Annotated in this window: 14 protein-coding genes and 1 pseudogene; 10 read left to right on the top strand and 5 right to left on the bottom strand. The window is 45.5% G+C overall.

All coding sequences use genetic code 11. The features are described from left to right. Positions 1-17: 17 nt before the first annotated feature. A complete protein-coding gene (gene pncB / locus BLS03_RS14250) occupies positions 18-1,325 on the bottom strand; it encodes a nicotinate phosphoribosyltransferase (protein ID WP_093275218.1) in 1,308 nt (435 codons plus the stop codon). A gap of 289 nt (positions 1,326-1,614) precedes the next feature. On the opposite strand from pncB, the gene BLS03_RS14245 reads away from it, so the two are divergent. From BLS03_RS14245 to BLS03_RS14225, 5 genes are all read left to right on the top strand, one after another. Next, entirely contained in the window at positions 1,615-2,331 is a 717-nt protein-coding gene (locus tag BLS03_RS14245) for an NUDIX hydrolase (RefSeq protein WP_093275216.1), read from the top strand. 122 nt (positions 2,332-2,453) lie between these two features. Continuing rightward, a complete protein-coding gene (locus tag BLS03_RS14240; RefSeq protein ID WP_093275213.1) occupies positions 2,454-3,749 on the top strand; it encodes a hypothetical protein in 1,296 nt (431 codons plus the stop codon). A gap of 231 nt (positions 3,750-3,980) precedes the next feature. Then, the gene (locus BLS03_RS14235; RefSeq protein ID WP_093275210.1) at positions 3,981-5,255 is read left to right on the top strand and encodes an Nramp family divalent metal transporter; all 1,275 of its coding nucleotides are present in this window, start codon (positions 3,981-3,983) and stop codon (positions 5,253-5,255) included. A gap of 25 nt (positions 5,256-5,280) precedes the next feature. Beyond that, complete coding sequence (gene mntR / locus BLS03_RS14230; protein WP_093275207.1) at positions 5,281-5,694, top strand: manganese-binding transcriptional regulator MntR; 414 nt, start codon at positions 5,281-5,283, stop codon at positions 5,692-5,694. A 168-nt stretch (positions 5,695-5,862) separates the two neighbouring features. Then, entirely contained in the window at positions 5,863-6,186 is a 324-nt protein-coding gene (locus tag BLS03_RS14225; protein WP_143015636.1) for a hypothetical protein, read from the top strand. Between the two features lie 3 nt (positions 6,187-6,189). Here BLS03_RS14225 and BLS03_RS14220 read toward each other — a convergent pair whose 3' ends face one another. Beyond that, complete coding sequence (locus BLS03_RS14220; protein ID WP_093275202.1) at positions 6,190-7,215, bottom strand: helix-turn-helix domain-containing protein; 1,026 nt, start codon at positions 7,213-7,215, stop codon at positions 6,190-6,192. Positions 7,216-7,501: 286 nt separating this feature from the next. Between BLS03_RS14220 and BLS03_RS14215 the strand changes: the two genes are divergently transcribed. Both BLS03_RS14215 and BLS03_RS14210 read left to right on the top strand, forming a co-directional pair. Then, positions 7,502-9,919 (top strand): beta-glucosidase family protein, encoded by a 2,418-nt coding sequence (locus tag BLS03_RS14215; protein ID WP_093275198.1) that lies wholly within the window; start codon positions 7,502-7,504, stop codon positions 9,917-9,919. Positions 9,920-10,377: 458 nt separating this feature from the next. Further along, positions 10,378-11,175, top strand: coding sequence for a hypothetical protein (locus tag BLS03_RS14210; protein ID WP_093275195.1), 798 nt, complete (start codon positions 10,378-10,380; stop codon positions 11,173-11,175). Positions 11,176-11,258: 83 nt separating this feature from the next. Here BLS03_RS14210 and BLS03_RS14205 read toward each other — a convergent pair whose 3' ends face one another. Continuing rightward, positions 11,259-12,392 carry an acyl-CoA desaturase gene (locus BLS03_RS14205; RefSeq protein ID WP_093275192.1) on the bottom strand — a complete coding sequence of 378 codons (1,134 nt, stop codon included), beginning with the start codon at positions 12,390-12,392 and terminating at the stop codon, positions 11,259-11,261. 162 nt (positions 12,393-12,554) lie between these two features. On the opposite strand from BLS03_RS14205, the gene BLS03_RS14200 reads away from it, so the two are divergent. The 3 genes from BLS03_RS14200 to glpK all read left to right on the top strand — a co-directional run bounded on the left by BLS03_RS14200 (position 12,555) and on the right by glpK (position 16,036). Further along, entirely contained in the window at positions 12,555-13,115 is a 561-nt protein-coding gene (locus BLS03_RS14200; protein WP_093275189.1) for a GNAT family N-acetyltransferase, read from the top strand. 484 nt (positions 13,116-13,599) lie between these two features. After that, the gene (locus tag BLS03_RS14195) at positions 13,600-14,454 is read left to right on the top strand and encodes an MIP/aquaporin family protein (RefSeq protein WP_093275186.1); all 855 of its coding nucleotides are present in this window, start codon (positions 13,600-13,602) and stop codon (positions 14,452-14,454) included. A 67-nt stretch (positions 14,455-14,521) separates the two neighbouring features. Next, a complete protein-coding gene (gene glpK, locus BLS03_RS14190) occupies positions 14,522-16,036 on the top strand; it encodes a glycerol kinase GlpK (protein ID WP_093275184.1) in 1,515 nt (504 codons plus the stop codon). A gap of 55 nt (positions 16,037-16,091) precedes the next feature. On the opposite strand, the gene BLS03_RS14185 is transcribed toward glpK, so the two are convergent. Together BLS03_RS14185 and BLS03_RS14180 are read right to left on the bottom strand one after the other, a co-directional pair. Then, the gene (locus BLS03_RS14185) at positions 16,092-16,343 is read right to left on the bottom strand and encodes a YgjV family protein (RefSeq protein ID WP_093275183.1); all 252 of its coding nucleotides are present in this window, start codon (positions 16,341-16,343) and stop codon (positions 16,092-16,094) included. 262 nt (positions 16,344-16,605) lie between these two features. Next, a pseudogene (locus tag BLS03_RS14180) lies at positions 16,606-16,933 on the bottom strand (IS4 family transposase); the annotation flags it as partial.

Raw genomic sequence — 16,933 nt, 5'->3', positions numbered from 1 at the left:
CGCATAATGCGCTCAGGTTATGCTGCGGCGATGTATTGGCGTTTTTGACTTTTCTGTTTCTCGAGCTCTTGAATCAGGCGGTCGACGTCTAACTCGATATCAAAGCGGCGTTTCAGATTGGCAAGGAAGATCGGGTCTTCACACATTGCTTTTTCCGGTTCGTCACTGATTTTTGCCACTGGTCTGCCGTTACACTCGGTCAATTTGATCACGATAGATAACGGTTTGTAGGCGATGCCTTCATCGTTTTGCCAGCCGTCAAGATCGTTGGTGAGGAAAGTCCCGATACCAAACGACACTTTGACGCGTCCAGCGAAGTATTCACACAGATTCAACGCTTCATCGAAATTCAGTCCATCAGAGAAGATAAACATCTTGTTCTTAGGATCGATGCCCAAACGCTCATAATGAGCAATCATACGATCGCCCCAGCGGTACGGGTCACCTGAGTCGTGGCGAATACCGTCAAAGGCTTTGGCAAGATGGGTGTTAAAGTCATTGATAAACGCATCAATGGTTAAGGTATCGGTCGGTGCGATTGAAAGCTGACCGTCAAATACGCGCAGCCATTGCTCGAGCGCAACTTTTTGGAAATCGCCGATATTGACCAGTGCCTGATGAGCCATAAACCATTCATGGGCAATGGTGCCAATCGGCCTTAAGTTAAACTCGCGCGCAAAGTGATAGTTGCTGGTGCCCAGCAGCAATTCAGGCATTTTCTGACTGAGGTAGGCGATAACATCGCGCTGCACTTGACTTGAAAAACGGCGTCTGGTGCCCATCTCAGTCAAAGAGAAATTGGTGATACCGCGCTGTTTAATTTGCTGTTTAAGCTTAGCGACTTTGGCGTCCAGTACTTCGATGGGCAAGCCACTTGGCACTTGGCTCCAACTGTTACGACTGCGTACTTCAGACAAAATCGCCATCACGATGGTTTCATACAAAATGGTATCGCGCCAAGTACCTTGAATGCCAATTCGTAGCTGGGACTGGTTATCTTGCTTAATGACGCCAAACTCCACTTGATGTTCCGGCTGGAAGTGGAAGTAGCGCAAAGATTGAAGAAAAGAAGGTTTTAGATAAGGGGACGCTTTCTCCAAATACAAAATATCCGCATCGGAAAAACGCAGCGAAGAGAGCTGCATTACCGCGCTACGCACTTCATCGAGCAGAGCGCTGACGTCTTCGTCACTGCGCACAATCAACTCATAACGGACTTGAACATCAGGGTAGAGCGAATGAATCGCTTGCATCATGGTGATTTTGTAGGCGTCTAAATCGAGTAGGCTGCGAATAATGCTAGGAGAAAAGAGAGTGGCGCTCATAAGGCTTTCCTTCAATTTCACGATAACTAGATTAGTAACATTTTGTTCCTAACTTTTCGGTAAAAGTAATTCACAGCGCACAATTTGTCAACAAGTGTGATTTTGATCATAGCTGAAAGCTGTCACGATAATCAGACAGGTAAGCATTTAATCGAAGGATATCAACGGCATTAAGCCACAAGGGGAAAATTGTTAGTGAGATGAATGGTTAATAACAAATTGTGAATTACATTTGACCATATGATCACAGCCACCTAGAATAGCCGAGTTACTTGTCAAGGAATCATTTATGATAGTCACTATTGATCTCGTCTGTTTACGTCTCGACCAACAAGGGATCAAAACGCTGCTCATCAAACGTACCAATCCACTCAGACCTGATTGCGGCAAATGGGCGCTCCCGGGTGGGTTAGTGTATGACGAAGATTTATCAGCGGAAGGTGGCGAACCTGCCGATGATGACTTTGATTCCGCGCGTCGGCGTATCTGCCGTGAAAAAATTCACACGTATCCTAATTATATTAGTGACCCACTTGTCGACGGTAATCCTAAACGCGATCCCGACGGTTGGAGCGTGAGCATCTCCCATTATGCGTTGCTCAATCCATCCAACATCACCCAAATTTCCAATGCCGGAATGGGCGCAGATCGAGCCGACTGGTTTGATTTAGAAACCATTTTAAACGGTGAACTGGATTTGGCCTTTGACCATGTTGCTCAGGTGAATCACGCATGGAAAAAATTGCGCGCGGCGGTGGAGTATACTTCGGTGGTGCTGTTCTCGCTGGATAAAGAATTTCTGGTTGCCGACATTATTGATGCGTACGCAAAATTTGGCGTCGATGTGAACCGCATGACCATCAAGCGGCGTTTGATTGAAACGGGCGTTATCGTCAGTGCCAATAAGATGGCCGCGTCGTGTAAAGGAAAAGGTGGCAAACCAGCGATGGTCTATCAATTGGCCAGCAATCAGGTCTCATATTTTCAAACCTGCCTACGAAAATAGCACCACCTAAGCGCTTGCATTGGCGCTTTATTCATCGCTATCATGCTTTGGTTAGTTTTTATAAATCTCTACCTTCCTTGTCCTCATTCAGAGTTGCGACTCTTGATGTCTAAGTGGTGAATATGAGTCCTAAACTCGTTGCGTTAAGCGGCTGGCTGCTGATGGCTGGTTTGATTTTGTCGTTATGTGCAGGCTTTACCGGTTTACTGCCGGGTTATATTGCCGGCATTCCTATTTGGTGCGCCTCATTTCTTTTCTTCCCTTATGTGCGTTCTGCGCAAAAGAAACAGATTATCATTTTGCTTGTAGTGGGGAGTGCGGGCCTGATTTATGGCGCGTTTAATGGCATTGGTGCCAAATTTTGGCTAAAAGCGCTGGAAGCCAACCAAGTGGTGGTCTTTATGCTGGTGGCGGTAGGCTTTTTACGCCTGTTTGCGGTCGATGAGATGCGGGACAACGAAGCGCTGCCACAAGGTAAACGGGCGTTATTAAGAACCCTGTTTGGCGCCCATTTGTTCGGCGCGGTGCTGAATATGTCGTCGGTGGTGATCGTCGGCGATAAGCTCGCAGCGAAGTCTAAGCTTTCCAATACCCAAGGCCTGTTATTACTGCGCGCGTTTTCCATCTGCGCCTTGTGGTCTCCGTTTTTTGCTGCGATGGGTCTGACTTTAGTCAGCGCACCAGGGGCGCACCTTTCGACGTTAGTACTCTATGGCATTCCAGCCAGCCTCGCGGCGCTTGGATTGAGCGGCTGGCAAATTCTACGTCGCTTTGATGCTGCCCAAATGTATGGCTATCCAATTACTGCGCGTTCGTTGTGGATGCCATGTTTGTTGGCGGCGATCGTGATGCTGTCCCACGCGTATCTACCGTCGATCAGCGTGTTGTCGCTGGTAAGCTTAATCGCGATCGGTTTTATCTTTTTGTGGATGCCACTTAAACAAGGTCGCATCGGCATCAAGAAAATTCGCTTACATATTGAGTCGGGTATTGCCAGTTCGCGCGGGGAAGTGGTGCTGTTTTCGGCAGCGGCGTTACTCGCCTCCGGTGTGGCGGCGCTACTCACTTCGCTCAATATTCATCTTGCGCCCGAACATTTTGGCGCGTTTGAAGCCTGTGTCACTGTGATGATTTTGGTGGTGCTGGCGATGACCGGTATGCACCCGGTGACGAGTGTGGTGCTGGCTGGAAGCGTGTTATCGCCTTCGGTTTCCGATCCTAACTTACTTGGTTTGACTTTACTGATGGGCTGGTCACTAGGTATCACGTTATCGCCATTCTCTGGGATTCAACTGAGTATTCAATCGCGCTATGATATCGCGGCGAAAACCCTCCTAGCGCTGAACTGGCGTTATATTCTAACGATGTTTGTGGTGTGTAGCGGCATCATTTGGCTATACAGTTTTCAAGCACAGTAAACGTTTTCTGGATGGCCAATCAATTATGCTCTCGATCATAACTTGCTCACATATATTTCTCCCGCTTAGCCGTGTATAAGCGGGGTGAGGCATTCACATTAAGTCACGCATCAAATCGATTGATAGGCAGAGTCAATAACAGAAATCGGTATAAGCGATTGGTTTTTAACCACCCAATTAACCCAAGATAACAGTGTTAACCGGGGTTAACTTTTGTAAGGTGAGGAAACTATGCTGCAATCGCTATCCAACAATTCAGTACAATATCAAGCAGATACGGTTTTAAAAGGTCGTAGCAAAGGCTTTGGCTGGCTGGCAATGTTTGGTCCGGCATTGATTGCTGCGGTTGCGTATGTCGACCCAGGCAACTTCGCGACCAACATAGAAGCTGGGGCGCGCTACGGCTACACATTGCTGTGGGTGGTGCTGGCGGCGAACTTGATGGCGATGCTTATTCAAGGGTTGTCTGCGCGTCTTGGTTTGGTGACTGGCAAAAATTTGGCCGAAGTGATTCGCGAACGTTTTCCCAAACCTGTGGTGTGGTTTTATTGGATTCAAGCTGAGTTGGTTGCGATTGCGACCGATTTAGCCGAGTTTCTTGGCGCCGCATTGGCGTTTTATCTGCTGTTTGACATTCCTATGGTATATGGCGCGCTGTTAACCGGGATTGTTACCTACGCGGCGTTGCACCTGCAAAAATTTGGTTTTCGCATCATGGAAGTGGTGATTGGCGCGATGATCATGGCGATAGCCCTTGGATTCGGATTGGAACTCATTCTTAGCCAACCCGATACCGGAGAGCTACTTAAAGGTCTGGTGATTCCTATGTTTCCTGATGACTATGCGGTGTATTTGGCCGCAGGTATTCTAGGTGCCACCATCATGCCTCACGTTATCTATTTGCACTCTGCACTGTCGCAAAATCGCCTTAAAGCCGATGATGAAAATGGCAAACGCACACTTGCTAAGTTTTATCGCCTTGATGTGGTGTTTGGTATGGCGCTGGCTGGACTGGTTAACATGGCGCTACTTGCGCTGGCGGCATCGACGTTTCACCGCAGCGGCCACCAAGATGTCGCGACCATCAGTGAAAGCTACAAATTGCTATCGCCACTGTTGGGCGGTGAAATGGCGAGCTATATTTTTGGTTTCGCTTTGTTGCTGGCTGGGTTGTCGTCATCGATTGTGGGAACCATGTCCGGTCAAGTGCTAATGCAAGGGTTTGTGCGCTTTACGATTCCGATTGGACTGCGCCGATTGATTACCATGGTTCCCGCGCTGGCTGTGATTATGATGGGTATTTCTGAGCAAAAAGCGCTGGTGGCAAGCCAGGTGGTACTGAGCTTTGGTATTCCGTTTGCACTGGTGCCGTTGTTGTGGTTTACCGCCAATAAGAGCATCATGGGATCGTTTGTGAATAAGCGCTGGGTGACCGCGATTGGTGTGCTTATTTGTAGTTTAATCATAGGGTTGAACTTCTACGTTTTGTTTTATAGTTTATTTTAGATGCGTTTTATTTAGCCGAGTTGTTATGCCAAAAACCAATCAAAGCCAATACTTCAGCAAGGTGAAAGAAGATCATCAGTTTGAACTGATCGAAGATTATGTCGAAGAAATTGCCGACCTATACCAGACCATCGGTGAGGTTCGAAGTGCCGATCTTGCGAAACGTTTTGGTGTTAGCGCGGCGGCGGTGTCGAAGTTTATTACTCGGTTAAGAAACGAAGGCTACGTTGAATCTAAGCCGTATCGTGGCATTTTTCTCACTCAAGCGGGGCAAGATTTGGCGCATAAGGTCGCCCATCGTCATCAAGTGGTGTACCAGACTTTGATTAAACTTGGTGTTCCCGAGCGGGTAGCGCGCGCCGATACTGAAGGCATCGAACATCATTGCAGCGAACAAACCGTAAAAGCCATGGAGCACTTTATCGCTGGAAAATCCTAACTCTGCCATGTTATTTATTAATCGTCAGCTGGAATCAAACTCGCAAATCGCGTTTTCAGTTTGAGAGATTGAGGGAGAAACTGGCCAGCCAACGTATAGCGAACGCGTGAATTGGCTTATTGCTATTCTCATCAATAACTTTATTGCGAGAATAATATGCGCTTAGCGATGTTCAGTTCATTTATAGTAAGCCTTTCAGTAACCTTTAGTGCATATGCCACATCCGGTTGGCATGATTTTGCCAGCTCTTCATCACCAGAAACCGTGTGCAATCAAAATCAAGTGTGCCAGATTGACCGTTTGGCGTTTTCTCGCGCTGTGCAACTCTGTCAAAAAGACAGTGCGCCGAATTATTGTTTGGCACTTGCAGAGTATGGTTGGAACAGCACTAAGTCAGTCGCAGAGGCGGCAAACCAAGCGGTGACCTATCAGACAGCGTCAAATTTTACCGTATTGTGCGGGCTTAAAGAAAACCAAGCGCGCCCATGTTAACTATTATTGCGTTCGCTCTTTACGATAATAGAGCGGCGCTACGCCCATGTTAGAATAGAAAAATCGTGAGAACGCGCTGGATGAGCCAAATCCGGTCAGGTCGCTGATTTCCTGCACGCTGCGTTTTGAATCGAGCAGTAAATGCAGCGACATTTCCAAACGGACTTTCTTTAGCAAAGCAGAAAAAGATGTTTGCTCATGAGTTAACTTTCTATATAAAGTCCAACGGCTGATATTTAGTCCTTCACACACTTCATTTAATAAGTTGGTATCACTGTCTAAATTATTTTGCTCGATTTTTGCCCTGATTTGATCTTCAATAATAAATGAGAAACTGCCTTTTGTTTCGATCTCTTTCCCTATACTCACTAACGCTTCTCTTTGCAGATTAAATAAATTTTCATTAAAGGAATTTAACTCTGTATCTAAATAACTATTGCTTATATACATGTCATTGTATTGATGCTTCCATTCTATGTGAGTATTAAATGCACTGTTTAAAACTGCTTTATTAATTTGTGGGTTACCCGTTAACTTAATATTGACCTTTATATGAGGTTGCAGTGTATTTAACATACATAATAAGTTTAAAAAGTTCGCCATCGCTGAATAACTGGTCTTATCGCTTAAAAATTCATCGGTGTAACGCAAGCGAGTTTCGAGACCATTATTGGTGACGATAATTTGATCGCAACTTCCTACCACAAAGCGAAATTCCAGATAGCGCATGATCAATTGACGAGGTGTGGTGCTGTTCAAGCAGTAACTGACTAGTTCGGGAAAGGTGCTATAAAACGCAATTAGTGTTTGTTGCGGGTTTTTAACTAATTCGGTTAATAGAAAATATTTGTGTTGTTGATAAAGGTGCGTCATTAGTTTGGCATAACTATGGCGCGAAACACGTCCCTGAATTCTCGATAATTCATATTCAGAAATACCGCAGATATCTTGCAGTTTTTGTACATCACTGCCATTCGTTGATAGCGTCTTAAAAAGACTGTTTACCACTTTATTTGATATGTTACTCATGATTATTTTTATTGGTTTTTTATTTATTTTATTAACTAAATAAAAGTCGAATTGTGATTTTCTTCACGGCGAAATATTCCTGACATTTTCCTGATAAATATCATTCTAAAGTTTTATTGTTGATGTGAATCACAGTTATATATTTGTGCAACTGTCGGTAAAGAACCCGCAACCGAAAGGTAAGAAGCTATTTATTTTTGTCTTTAAAGTAATTAGGCGCGCATATTTCTAACCTGCCAGAAATATAGCGAGTGAAAGTAGGGGTAATACTTTTAAGGAAAAAGACATGAATAAAAGACGCTTTAAATTCAATCCTATTATGTTGGCTTTAGCGGTTGCGGTGCTCGCCGTCGGTTGTAATGACGATGATAACGACGACAACGACAACCAAGATACCACCACCACCGAAACTTCATATCGCACGCTTGCCGAGCAGATGGTTGCCAAGATGAGCACCAGCGACAAAATCTCGGTGGTTTCAGGCCCAGGTTACAGTTCTTCCGATTCGGTGATTAATTTGACCAATGATGTTTCGGGCGTGGCTGGTTATATCAATGGTGTGAGCAATGATTCTTTGCAAATTCCAGCCACTAAACTCAGTGATGGCCCCGCAGGGCTGCGCATTGATGAAACCCGCGACGGCGATGATGGCACCTATTACGCTACGGCCTGGCCGATTGGTTCTACCTTGGCGTCGAGCTGGGATAAAGACTTAGTGGAACAAGTTGGTGCGGGGCAAGGTAACGAAGCACTTGAATATGGCGTCGACATTATTCTAGCGCCAGGGATGAACATTCAACGTAACCCGCTTAACGGTCGAAACTTTGAATATTATTCCGAAGATCCGCTACTTAGCGGTCGTATGGCGGGAGCGATGGTGACCGGTATGCAGTCCGAGGGTGTTGGGGCAACCATCAAACACTTCTTCGGCAACGTTTCTGAAACCAACCGTTATTATGTCGATGATATTGGTGAACCAAGAACTTTTCGCGAGATTTACTTGCGCGGCTTCCAAATTGCTGCCGATGAAGCAGAACCTATGGCGATCATGACGTCATATAACTTAGTCAATGGTACCTACGTAAACCAGCGTTACGATGCGCTTCGCAGTATTTTACGTGACGAGTGGGGTTTTGATGGATTGGTGATGTCTGACTGGTATGCGGGCAATATTTACCAAATGAACGAAGCGGTGGAAATCGATGAGGATTCAGCGCTTAAACAACAAAACGCCGGTAACAACCTAATTGAACCCGGTGATGCTTCTGATGCTCTTCAAACCGCGTATGATGCTGGTGAGCTTACCGATGATGTGTTGGATGAAAACGTGGTCGATATTCTGACTCAAGTCCAACAAACGCCATCATATAAAGGGTATAGCTATTCCGATGACCCAGACCTTGATACTCACGCTGAACTTGCGCGTCAAGCTGCTGCGGAAAGTACCATCTTGCTGAAAAACAGTGATTCAGCACTGCCGATTACCGCTGGTAAAAAAGTCGCTGCCTTCGGTGTTAACCAAATCAATACCTATAAAGGCGGGACAGGCAGTGGTGATGTGAATGCCGCCTACACGGTTAATATTATTGATGGCTTAGAAGATCAATTTGAAGTCGACTCTGCGCTTGCAAGTTATTACGCAACCTACTTTGAAGAAAATCAAGTCGAAGAAACCGTGTTCTACAATACTGTGATTACTTGTGAAGAAGCCGCGGTGACTGATAACGAAGAGCTGTCGACCTTGCTAGAAAGTGCAGCAACGGACGATGATGCTGCGATCATCAGCTTTGGTCGCCAATCTGGTGAAGCGGCAGACCGCGATAGCGGGCGCGGGGATTACTTGCTGAGCGAAAATGAGCTCGATATGTTGACTCAAGTTGCTGAAGCGTTCCACGCTCAAGATAAAAAAGTGGTGGTGGTGCTCAACGTAGCGGGCATTATCGATACCTCTGAGTGGGAAGATTTGGTCGATGCGATTGTTCTGCCTTATATGGGCGGCCAAGAAGCCGGTAATGCGATTGCGGATGTGTTGTCTGGTGAAGTGAATCCAAGTGGTAAACTGGCGCAAACTATTCCAAATTCGTATGATGATGTCCCTTCAGCTGAGACTTTCGAAGGTATCGACAACAACGACGATGGCGTGATTGATGAAACCGACTTAAATGAAGGCATTTATGTGGGCTACCGTTACTACACGTCATTCGATGTCGACGTCGCGTACCCATTTGGTTATGGTTTGTCATACACCACCTTTGATTATGGCCAGCCAACCATTACTGCCAATACGCTTTCAAGCGGTGCAGACGGCAGCATTTCATTCTCTGCAACCATTACCAACTCAGGCAGTGTTGCAGGTAAAGAAGCCGCTGAGCTTTATATTTCCGCACCAGAAGTCAAACTGAAAAAACCAACCATTGAGTTGAAAGATTTCGCCAAAACATCAGAACTGGCTGCTGGCGCGTCGGAAACGTTGAGCTTTAATGTTCCAGCCAGCATCTTGGCGAGCTTTGATCAAGATAACAACCAGTGGATTATCGAACCAGGCAGTTACAAGGTTTATGTCGCGCCATCGTCTGATGTCGAAGACGTAACGCCGATTACCTTTAGCGTCAGCAGCGAAATCGTGGTCAGCAATACTACAGAAGGGGCATTGGCACTGCCAGATGGCGTTGACGCGTCTTCGTTTGTTACTGTGAGTGAATAATCGCGGCTTAGTCAGTGTAAAAAATCGATTTGTGAAAATGATCAGTTGAGGCGTTTTCCTCACTCAATGGGTTGTCCTAGTACGAGTGAACACCCCTGAAAATGCCGAGATTAACCATTTTTCATACTGCAAAGTCCAAACCGAGGTCACAACTTTGGTTTGGACTTTTTCTTTATTAATGAATTCGTTGAGTGATGAAATTCAAATATTTGTAAATTGTCATTTATAAAATGTGACATAGGTAGTTGCTAAATTTTGGTTGTGCAAAAAATGAACAACTTTTTTGCACCAAAACTACGAATATGTTTCATTTTAGTCCCCATAAAAGTGCATCTAGGTCACATAATTTGGGGCTTTTTATGAGCTACAAATACCTGTTTTAAATGAAATCAATGGCTTAAATAAATGGCACATAATGTGCTGTAAGTTGCTTAGTTAAGTTCAAAAGGAGACGGGTCATGGATGCATTTAACTATCATTCATTTAATCATTTGGTCGGCGATGTATCGGCCATGTTGTTTAGCAGTAGCAAGCACGACATTATGAAGTATCAAGTGTCGGTGTCATTACTTACCCAAGCGATAGAGTACGTTAGGCAGCATCGAGCACTGACTCATGCGGCGCTAAGCGGCGAAGCGTATGATCGCAAACAACTGGTTAATGTGCAGTCTCATCTGCATCACTGCGCCGCAGAGATTTTAAAAAGCCGGGTGATTGGAAAGAAAGTCGACCGTATTAGCTTACAAAATCAGATGACGCACTTGGTTGATTCTACCGGTGAGCTGACTTTAACCAAAAGTTTGGTGGTACATGGGAAAGTGATTCGCCAACTGATTTTTCAAATTGACGAGCAGATGCTCACTGCGATGACTCAAGCGAATAAACTCGATCTGGCTGGTGAATATAACGATCAATGGCAAAGTATTATGAGTGCGGTCGATGCATTGACTCAGTATCGCCTCGCGATTGTTGCTATGCATGTTGAGCCGCGTGATGAAGTTTTAGTTAATCGCGCAAAAATGCTTTATAGCAAACTTATGAAAGTGAGTTATCTGTATAAAGGTTATCATCCTAACTTGGAAGCGTGCCTGATGAGTTTGGAGAAACACACCAAAGCTGAAAATCTCAAACTCAGCGTTGCGCGTCAGCAAGAACTCTATGCTTTGTGTTCAGAAATTTCAGCCGCGGTGATTGAGGTGTATCGTCAAACCACCGAGCATACGTGCTTAAAAGTCTTCAACGCTTGTGTTGACTAATATTCTTCCCAAATTAAAAAAACAACGTCAGAAAAAAGCCTCGCATTTTGGTGCGAGGCTTTTGTTTTATCGAATAGAAACGTTTAAGCGTATTGCTTCGTCAGCAAGTGCCAATGGCGGCGACGCTGTTTGAGTTCGAGTTTTAATTGCGCCAGTTTAAGTTTGATCAGCGAATGCTCGTACTGCTTCATCATGGTATCGTATTTGGTTTCAAGCAATTGAGTCTTGGTATGGTAATAATCGTTAAGTGTTTGCGCCAAACGTTCAAACTCTGCGGTCAACCGAGCTTTGCTTTCAACACCATTTGGCGCAGTTTCGAGGCGCTGCTGCGCAATTGCCAACTTGGTTTTTGCGCGTGCGAGTTCAATACGCAAATCAGACACGCTGCGCAGTTTGTCCGCCAGGCCGAGCCAAGCGCAAGTTTTGATTAGCCATTTAGTGGGGTCGTATTGCCACCAACGCACGCCGTTACGATAGTCGTTTTCAAAAATATGATGGAAATTGTGGTAACCCTCACCAAAGGTAAAGACCGCGAGCACGCCGTTATCACGCGCACTATTTTTGGTGGTATAGGGCTGGGTTCCCCAAATGTGTGCCAATGAGTTGATAAAAAACGTCGAATGGTGACTTAAAAATAGTCGCAGAACGCCGACGATAAGTAACATCCCAACCACGTCTTGATAGATAACGCCTAATATCAGCGGAATGCCGATGTTGGTGGCCAGCACTAAGGGTAAGTAATAGCGGTGCTGCCACATCACGATGGCATCTTTCTGTAAATCACGGCAATTACTGTAATCGTCATAACGTTTCGTGCTGTAGTTACGAAGCATCCAACCGATATGGGAAAACCAAAAGCCGCGCGATGCGGAGTAAGGGTCTTTGTCATCATGGTCGACATGTTTGTGGTGAATACGGTGATCTGAGCTCCAGTGCAGCGCGCTGTTTTGCAAAGCGAACGCGCCGCCGATTGCAAAGATAACTCGTAGCACTTTGTGGGCTTGATAACTCTTGTGCGACCACAAACGGTGATAACCTGCGGTGATCGACAGGTTGCAAAAGCTAAACGCGATCAAAAACCATAGCCAGTGAGCAAGCGTAAATCCGTGTTGATAGGCGTACCAAGGAATGACAAAAACGCTAACAGCAAAAAGGGTGAAAAAAAGAATCACGTTTTGCCAGATCAAAGGTGGCCTTTTACAGGTGTTATTAGTCATAAAAAGTTAAATTGAGCTTACAAGTGTTCGCTAGAATATCAGCGCCGCTCACTAAGTCAATTGCAACTGTGAATAATATGCGAAGTTTGTTTGGCTTTTGCGTAACAAATGAATAGTATGAATAAACAAGTAATCCTTACAGGAAGTAATAAGGAACTAAGAATGGAATTAAAAGTAGCCGAATATAACGATTATGATGCCATCGCCCAGTTGCATACTCGAAGCTGGCAAAAGTATTACCAAGGTATATTGAAGCAAGATTATCTCGACGATGAGATCCTCAACGAGCGTCGCGCCATATGGCAAACTCGCCTGACCAACCCACCGTTTAACCAGCATATTTTGTTGATGGAAGACCAAGGCAAACTGTGTGGATTTATCTGTGTGTTCGGTAATCATGATTTTGAACGTGGCAGCATGGTAGATGCGCTGCACGTCGATCCTCAATATCAACATCGTGGAATTGCAACGGCACTGTTGCAAGGTATCGGTAAATGGCTTGAGCACTATTTTAGTGACGCAGGTGTCTATCTTGAGGTGTTAATTAAAAACCAGCAGGCGGTTGAGTTTTATCAGCACATCGACGGTGAGCGAATCAAAGAGCGTAAGTGGACAGCGCCTTGTGGGACGGAAGTGGATGAAGCAGTTTACGCCTGGTCATCACCGAGTCAGTTGCTTACTGCGCTTGCAGTGCATGATTCCTTGTGTCTTGACGCGTCTTAGCTGGTTTAAGACTGAACAAATAAAAAGCAGCCCAGTGAGGCTGTTTTTTATTACCCAGTTATAGTTACAGTGTCACCATGTCTAATTGTGTTACAGACGATGAGCAAAAATGTTGTTTTTTATTCGAATGAGCGATCTAAGCAAGGTTGAGGCGAGAAATCATCGCAACCATAAGTAATATCGTTAAGGTGTGATATGCGATTATCACAGTAAAGATTACGCCGAACAAATTAAACTCATGCTTTTTGATTAATAATTTTCAATGGGTTAAGTTTTATAATCTGGTAAACAAAGACGATGATGTTAATAACACAATACGTAAATAATGATTCATTTAACAAATTGGTAAACATTTTATAAACAAAATGTGCTCGAACGCTCATTTGTGCTCATTTTTGGTTTTCGTTATTTACAATTTGTGGAGAATTTCGCTTGAAACATAACAAAGCATAATAATTCAACGTGAAATTAAAGGACCTTGAACATGACTCGTAAAATGAACCCCTCGTTGGTTGGAGAATGTATCGCTGAATTTATCGGAACCGGATTACTGATTTTCTTCGGTGTTGGCTGTGTAGCTGCCTTGGTGTTGACTGGCGCGCAATTTGGCCAGTGGGAAGTGAGTATCATGTGGGGACTTGGCGTCGCCATCGCAATTTATTGCACGGCCGGCGTTTCCGGTGCTCATATCAATCCAGCTGTCACCATTGCGCTGGCAGCATTTCATGGTTTTGATAAAGCCAAAGTCGTTCCTTATATCGTCGCACAAATGCTGGGCGCGTTTTGTTCTGCGGCGCTGGTGTATGCACTGTATAGCCAACTTTTTGCCGACTACGAAGTCGCGCACCATTTTTTACGCAGCAGCCCAGAAGCGCTCGCAACAGCCGGCATTTTCTCAACTTACCCTAATGCTGCTCTGTCATTTTTCGGCGCATTTGCGGTTGAGTTTGTTATCACTGCAGTATTGATGTTTGCCATTTTGGCGCTGGGAGATGAAAACAACGGTGCGCCGCGTGGAGCGATGAATCCACTTTTGATTGGGCTTTTGATCGCCGTCATCGGCGGTTCGCTTGGTCCTTTGACTGGCTTTGCGATGAATCCGGCGCGTGATTTTGGTCCTAAGCTGTTTGCCTATTTGGCTGGCTGGGATTATGCGTTGAGCGGCGCGCGTGATATCCCGTATTTTATCGTGCCGATTGTCGCTCCGATATGTGGCGCCTGTTTTGGCGCTTGGGCATACCCAAGATTTATTTCTGTCTATTTACCGAGTGTGGGTACCGGATGCACTATCCCTAACCAATGCGATGACAGAGAGCAAGAACAGCAAGCACAGATATAAGTAAGAAGCACAGACATAAGTAATAAAAGCCATAATTCAATTAACGATGAAAGATAAGGAATCAATCATGGGAGAGCAAAAATACATTGTTGCCTTAGACCAAGGAACCACCAGTTCTAGAGCGGTTGTCCTTGACCATGACGCCAACATTGTCAGCGTATCACAACGTGAATTTACGCAGATCTACCCTGATGATGGGTGGGTTGAGCATGACCCAATGGAAATTTTTGCCACGCAAAGTTCGACTCTGGTTGAAGCGCTTGGTAAAGCGGGAATTCGAAGTGATGAAGTTGCTGCCATTGGTATCACTAACCAGCGTGAAACGACGGTGGTGTGGGATAAAGAAACCGGTAAGCCAGTATACAACGCCATCGTTTGGCAATGTCGCCGCACCGCAGATATCTGTGAAGAACTTAAAGCGCAGGGGCTAGAAGAATATATCCGTGAAAATACCGGATTGGTTCTTGACCCATACTTCTCTGCTACCAAAGTGAAATGGATCCTCGATAACGTTGAAGGTGCGCGTGAAGCGGCAGAGCAGGGGAAACTGCTGTTTGGCACCGTCGATACATGGCTGGTCTGGAAAATGACTCAAGGCCGTGTCCACGTGACCGACTACACCAATGCATCTCGGACGATGCTTTTCAATATCAATACCTTAGAGTGGGATGAAACCATGCTTAAGGCGTTGGATATTCCACTGTCGATGATGCCAGAAGTCCGTAAGTCTTCAGAAGTGTACGGCAAAACCAATATCGGTGGTAAGGGCGGGACACGAATCCCAATCGCAGGCATTGCGGGCGACCAACAAGCAGCGCTCTATGGGCAGTTATGTGTCAGCCCAGGTCAGGCGAAAAATACTTACGGAACTGGGTGCTTTCTATTGATGAATACCGGTAAAGAGAAAGTGACGTCGAGTAATGGTTTGGTCACGACGATAGGCTGCGGTCCCAAAGGAGAACCGGCTTACGTACTGGAAGGCTCGGTGTTCATGGGCGGCGCCTCGATTCAGTGGCTGCGCGATGAAATGAAGTTATTGGCGGACGCACACGACTCAGAGTATTTTGCTACTAAAGTCGATACCTCCAACGGTGTCTACGTGGTTCCTGCGTTTACCGGGCTTGGCGCGCCGTATTGGGATGCGTATGCGCGCGGCACCATTGTCGGTTTGACTCGCGGTGTGAATGCCAACCATATTATTCGTGCAACGCTTGAAAGTATCGCTTATCAAACTCGTGATGTTATTGATGCGATGCAAGCGGATTCGGGAATCAAACTCGCGACACTGCGCGTTGATGGCGGAGCGGTTGCCAATAATTTCTTGATGCAGTTCCAAGCCGATGTTTTAGATACTCAAGTGCTGCGCCCGAAAGTGACGGAAGTCACGGCGCTTGGCGCTGCGTATCTCGCCGGTATGGCGGTTGGATTTTGGGATAGTCTCGATGAGTTACAAAATAAAGCCGAAATCGACCGTACTTTCGAGCCGCATCATGACGAAGAGAAACGTAATCGTCGTTATCAAGGCTGGAAGCGTGCAATCAAGTGTGCTCAAGCTTGGGCAGAATTCAGAGACGAAGATTGATCCTTTTATGGATTAGAGTATTAAAAAGCCCTGATACTGACATCAGGGCTTTCTATTATGCGGCGTTTTGTAGCTCGGCAGCTTTTTTTTCTTGCTTCATCTTGGTCAGGAAGTAGACGTTAACGCAAGCGATAAATCCATTCGTTACCACAACAGGCCATGCACCGATCATTGTGCCGTAAATGGCAAACAACGCACAGCCGATAAAGTTAATCACGCGTAACTTTTTGATATCTTTCATTGTTAGCGAGATTGCAACCATAATCGATGCTGCATAACCCATAATTTCAACCACATTCATGTCCATAATTTGACCCTCTATCATTTGCCGCACCTGATTGTGCGATACCAAACTTCTCATCGTGAGAGTAGTGAGGAAGCTCCTTGCCTCGAATGGTCTAAATTAAGTAACGCGCGCAATATACCAACATGATAAAGGGCTGAAAAGCGAAATGTGCGCAACGGAGAAGGTTAGCGATTACGCAAACGTTTTACCTGATATTAGCCATGTTTCAGCGAGTTTTCGTATGCCGAAAATACAAAAAAGCCCGCATGAAGCGCAATGTAGTTCACTTAAGCGGAGCTGCCTTGCGATTAACAGGATATCGGGTCTTTGATATTTTCACCGCCCTAGGCCGATTAGGCTTAGGGCGTTTGTCTATAAATAGGATTGATAAATCTCCACGCAGACTTTTTAGACGTTTCGGTGTATTACCCGGAGACACCGCTTTACTCATCACTTTTAGCTGACTTGCGATGAACTGACAAGCGTACTTAAAGCTGATTTCATTGGGCATTCGACCATGTTCTACTGCCGCTTGACTGGCTTCTCTTCTCACCAAGTTATAACCAAGTAATAGTCCCCATAACTCTTGATAGACAAGCTCGACCGTCTTG

The sequence above is a fragment of the Vibrio xiamenensis genome (genome assembly GCF_900100015.1).
Lineage (GTDB): Bacteria > Pseudomonadota > Gammaproteobacteria > Enterobacterales > Vibrionaceae > Vibrio > Vibrio xiamenensis.
Note: the sequence above shows the minus strand (reverse complement) of the source record. Positions and strands in the feature narration are given on the sequence as shown.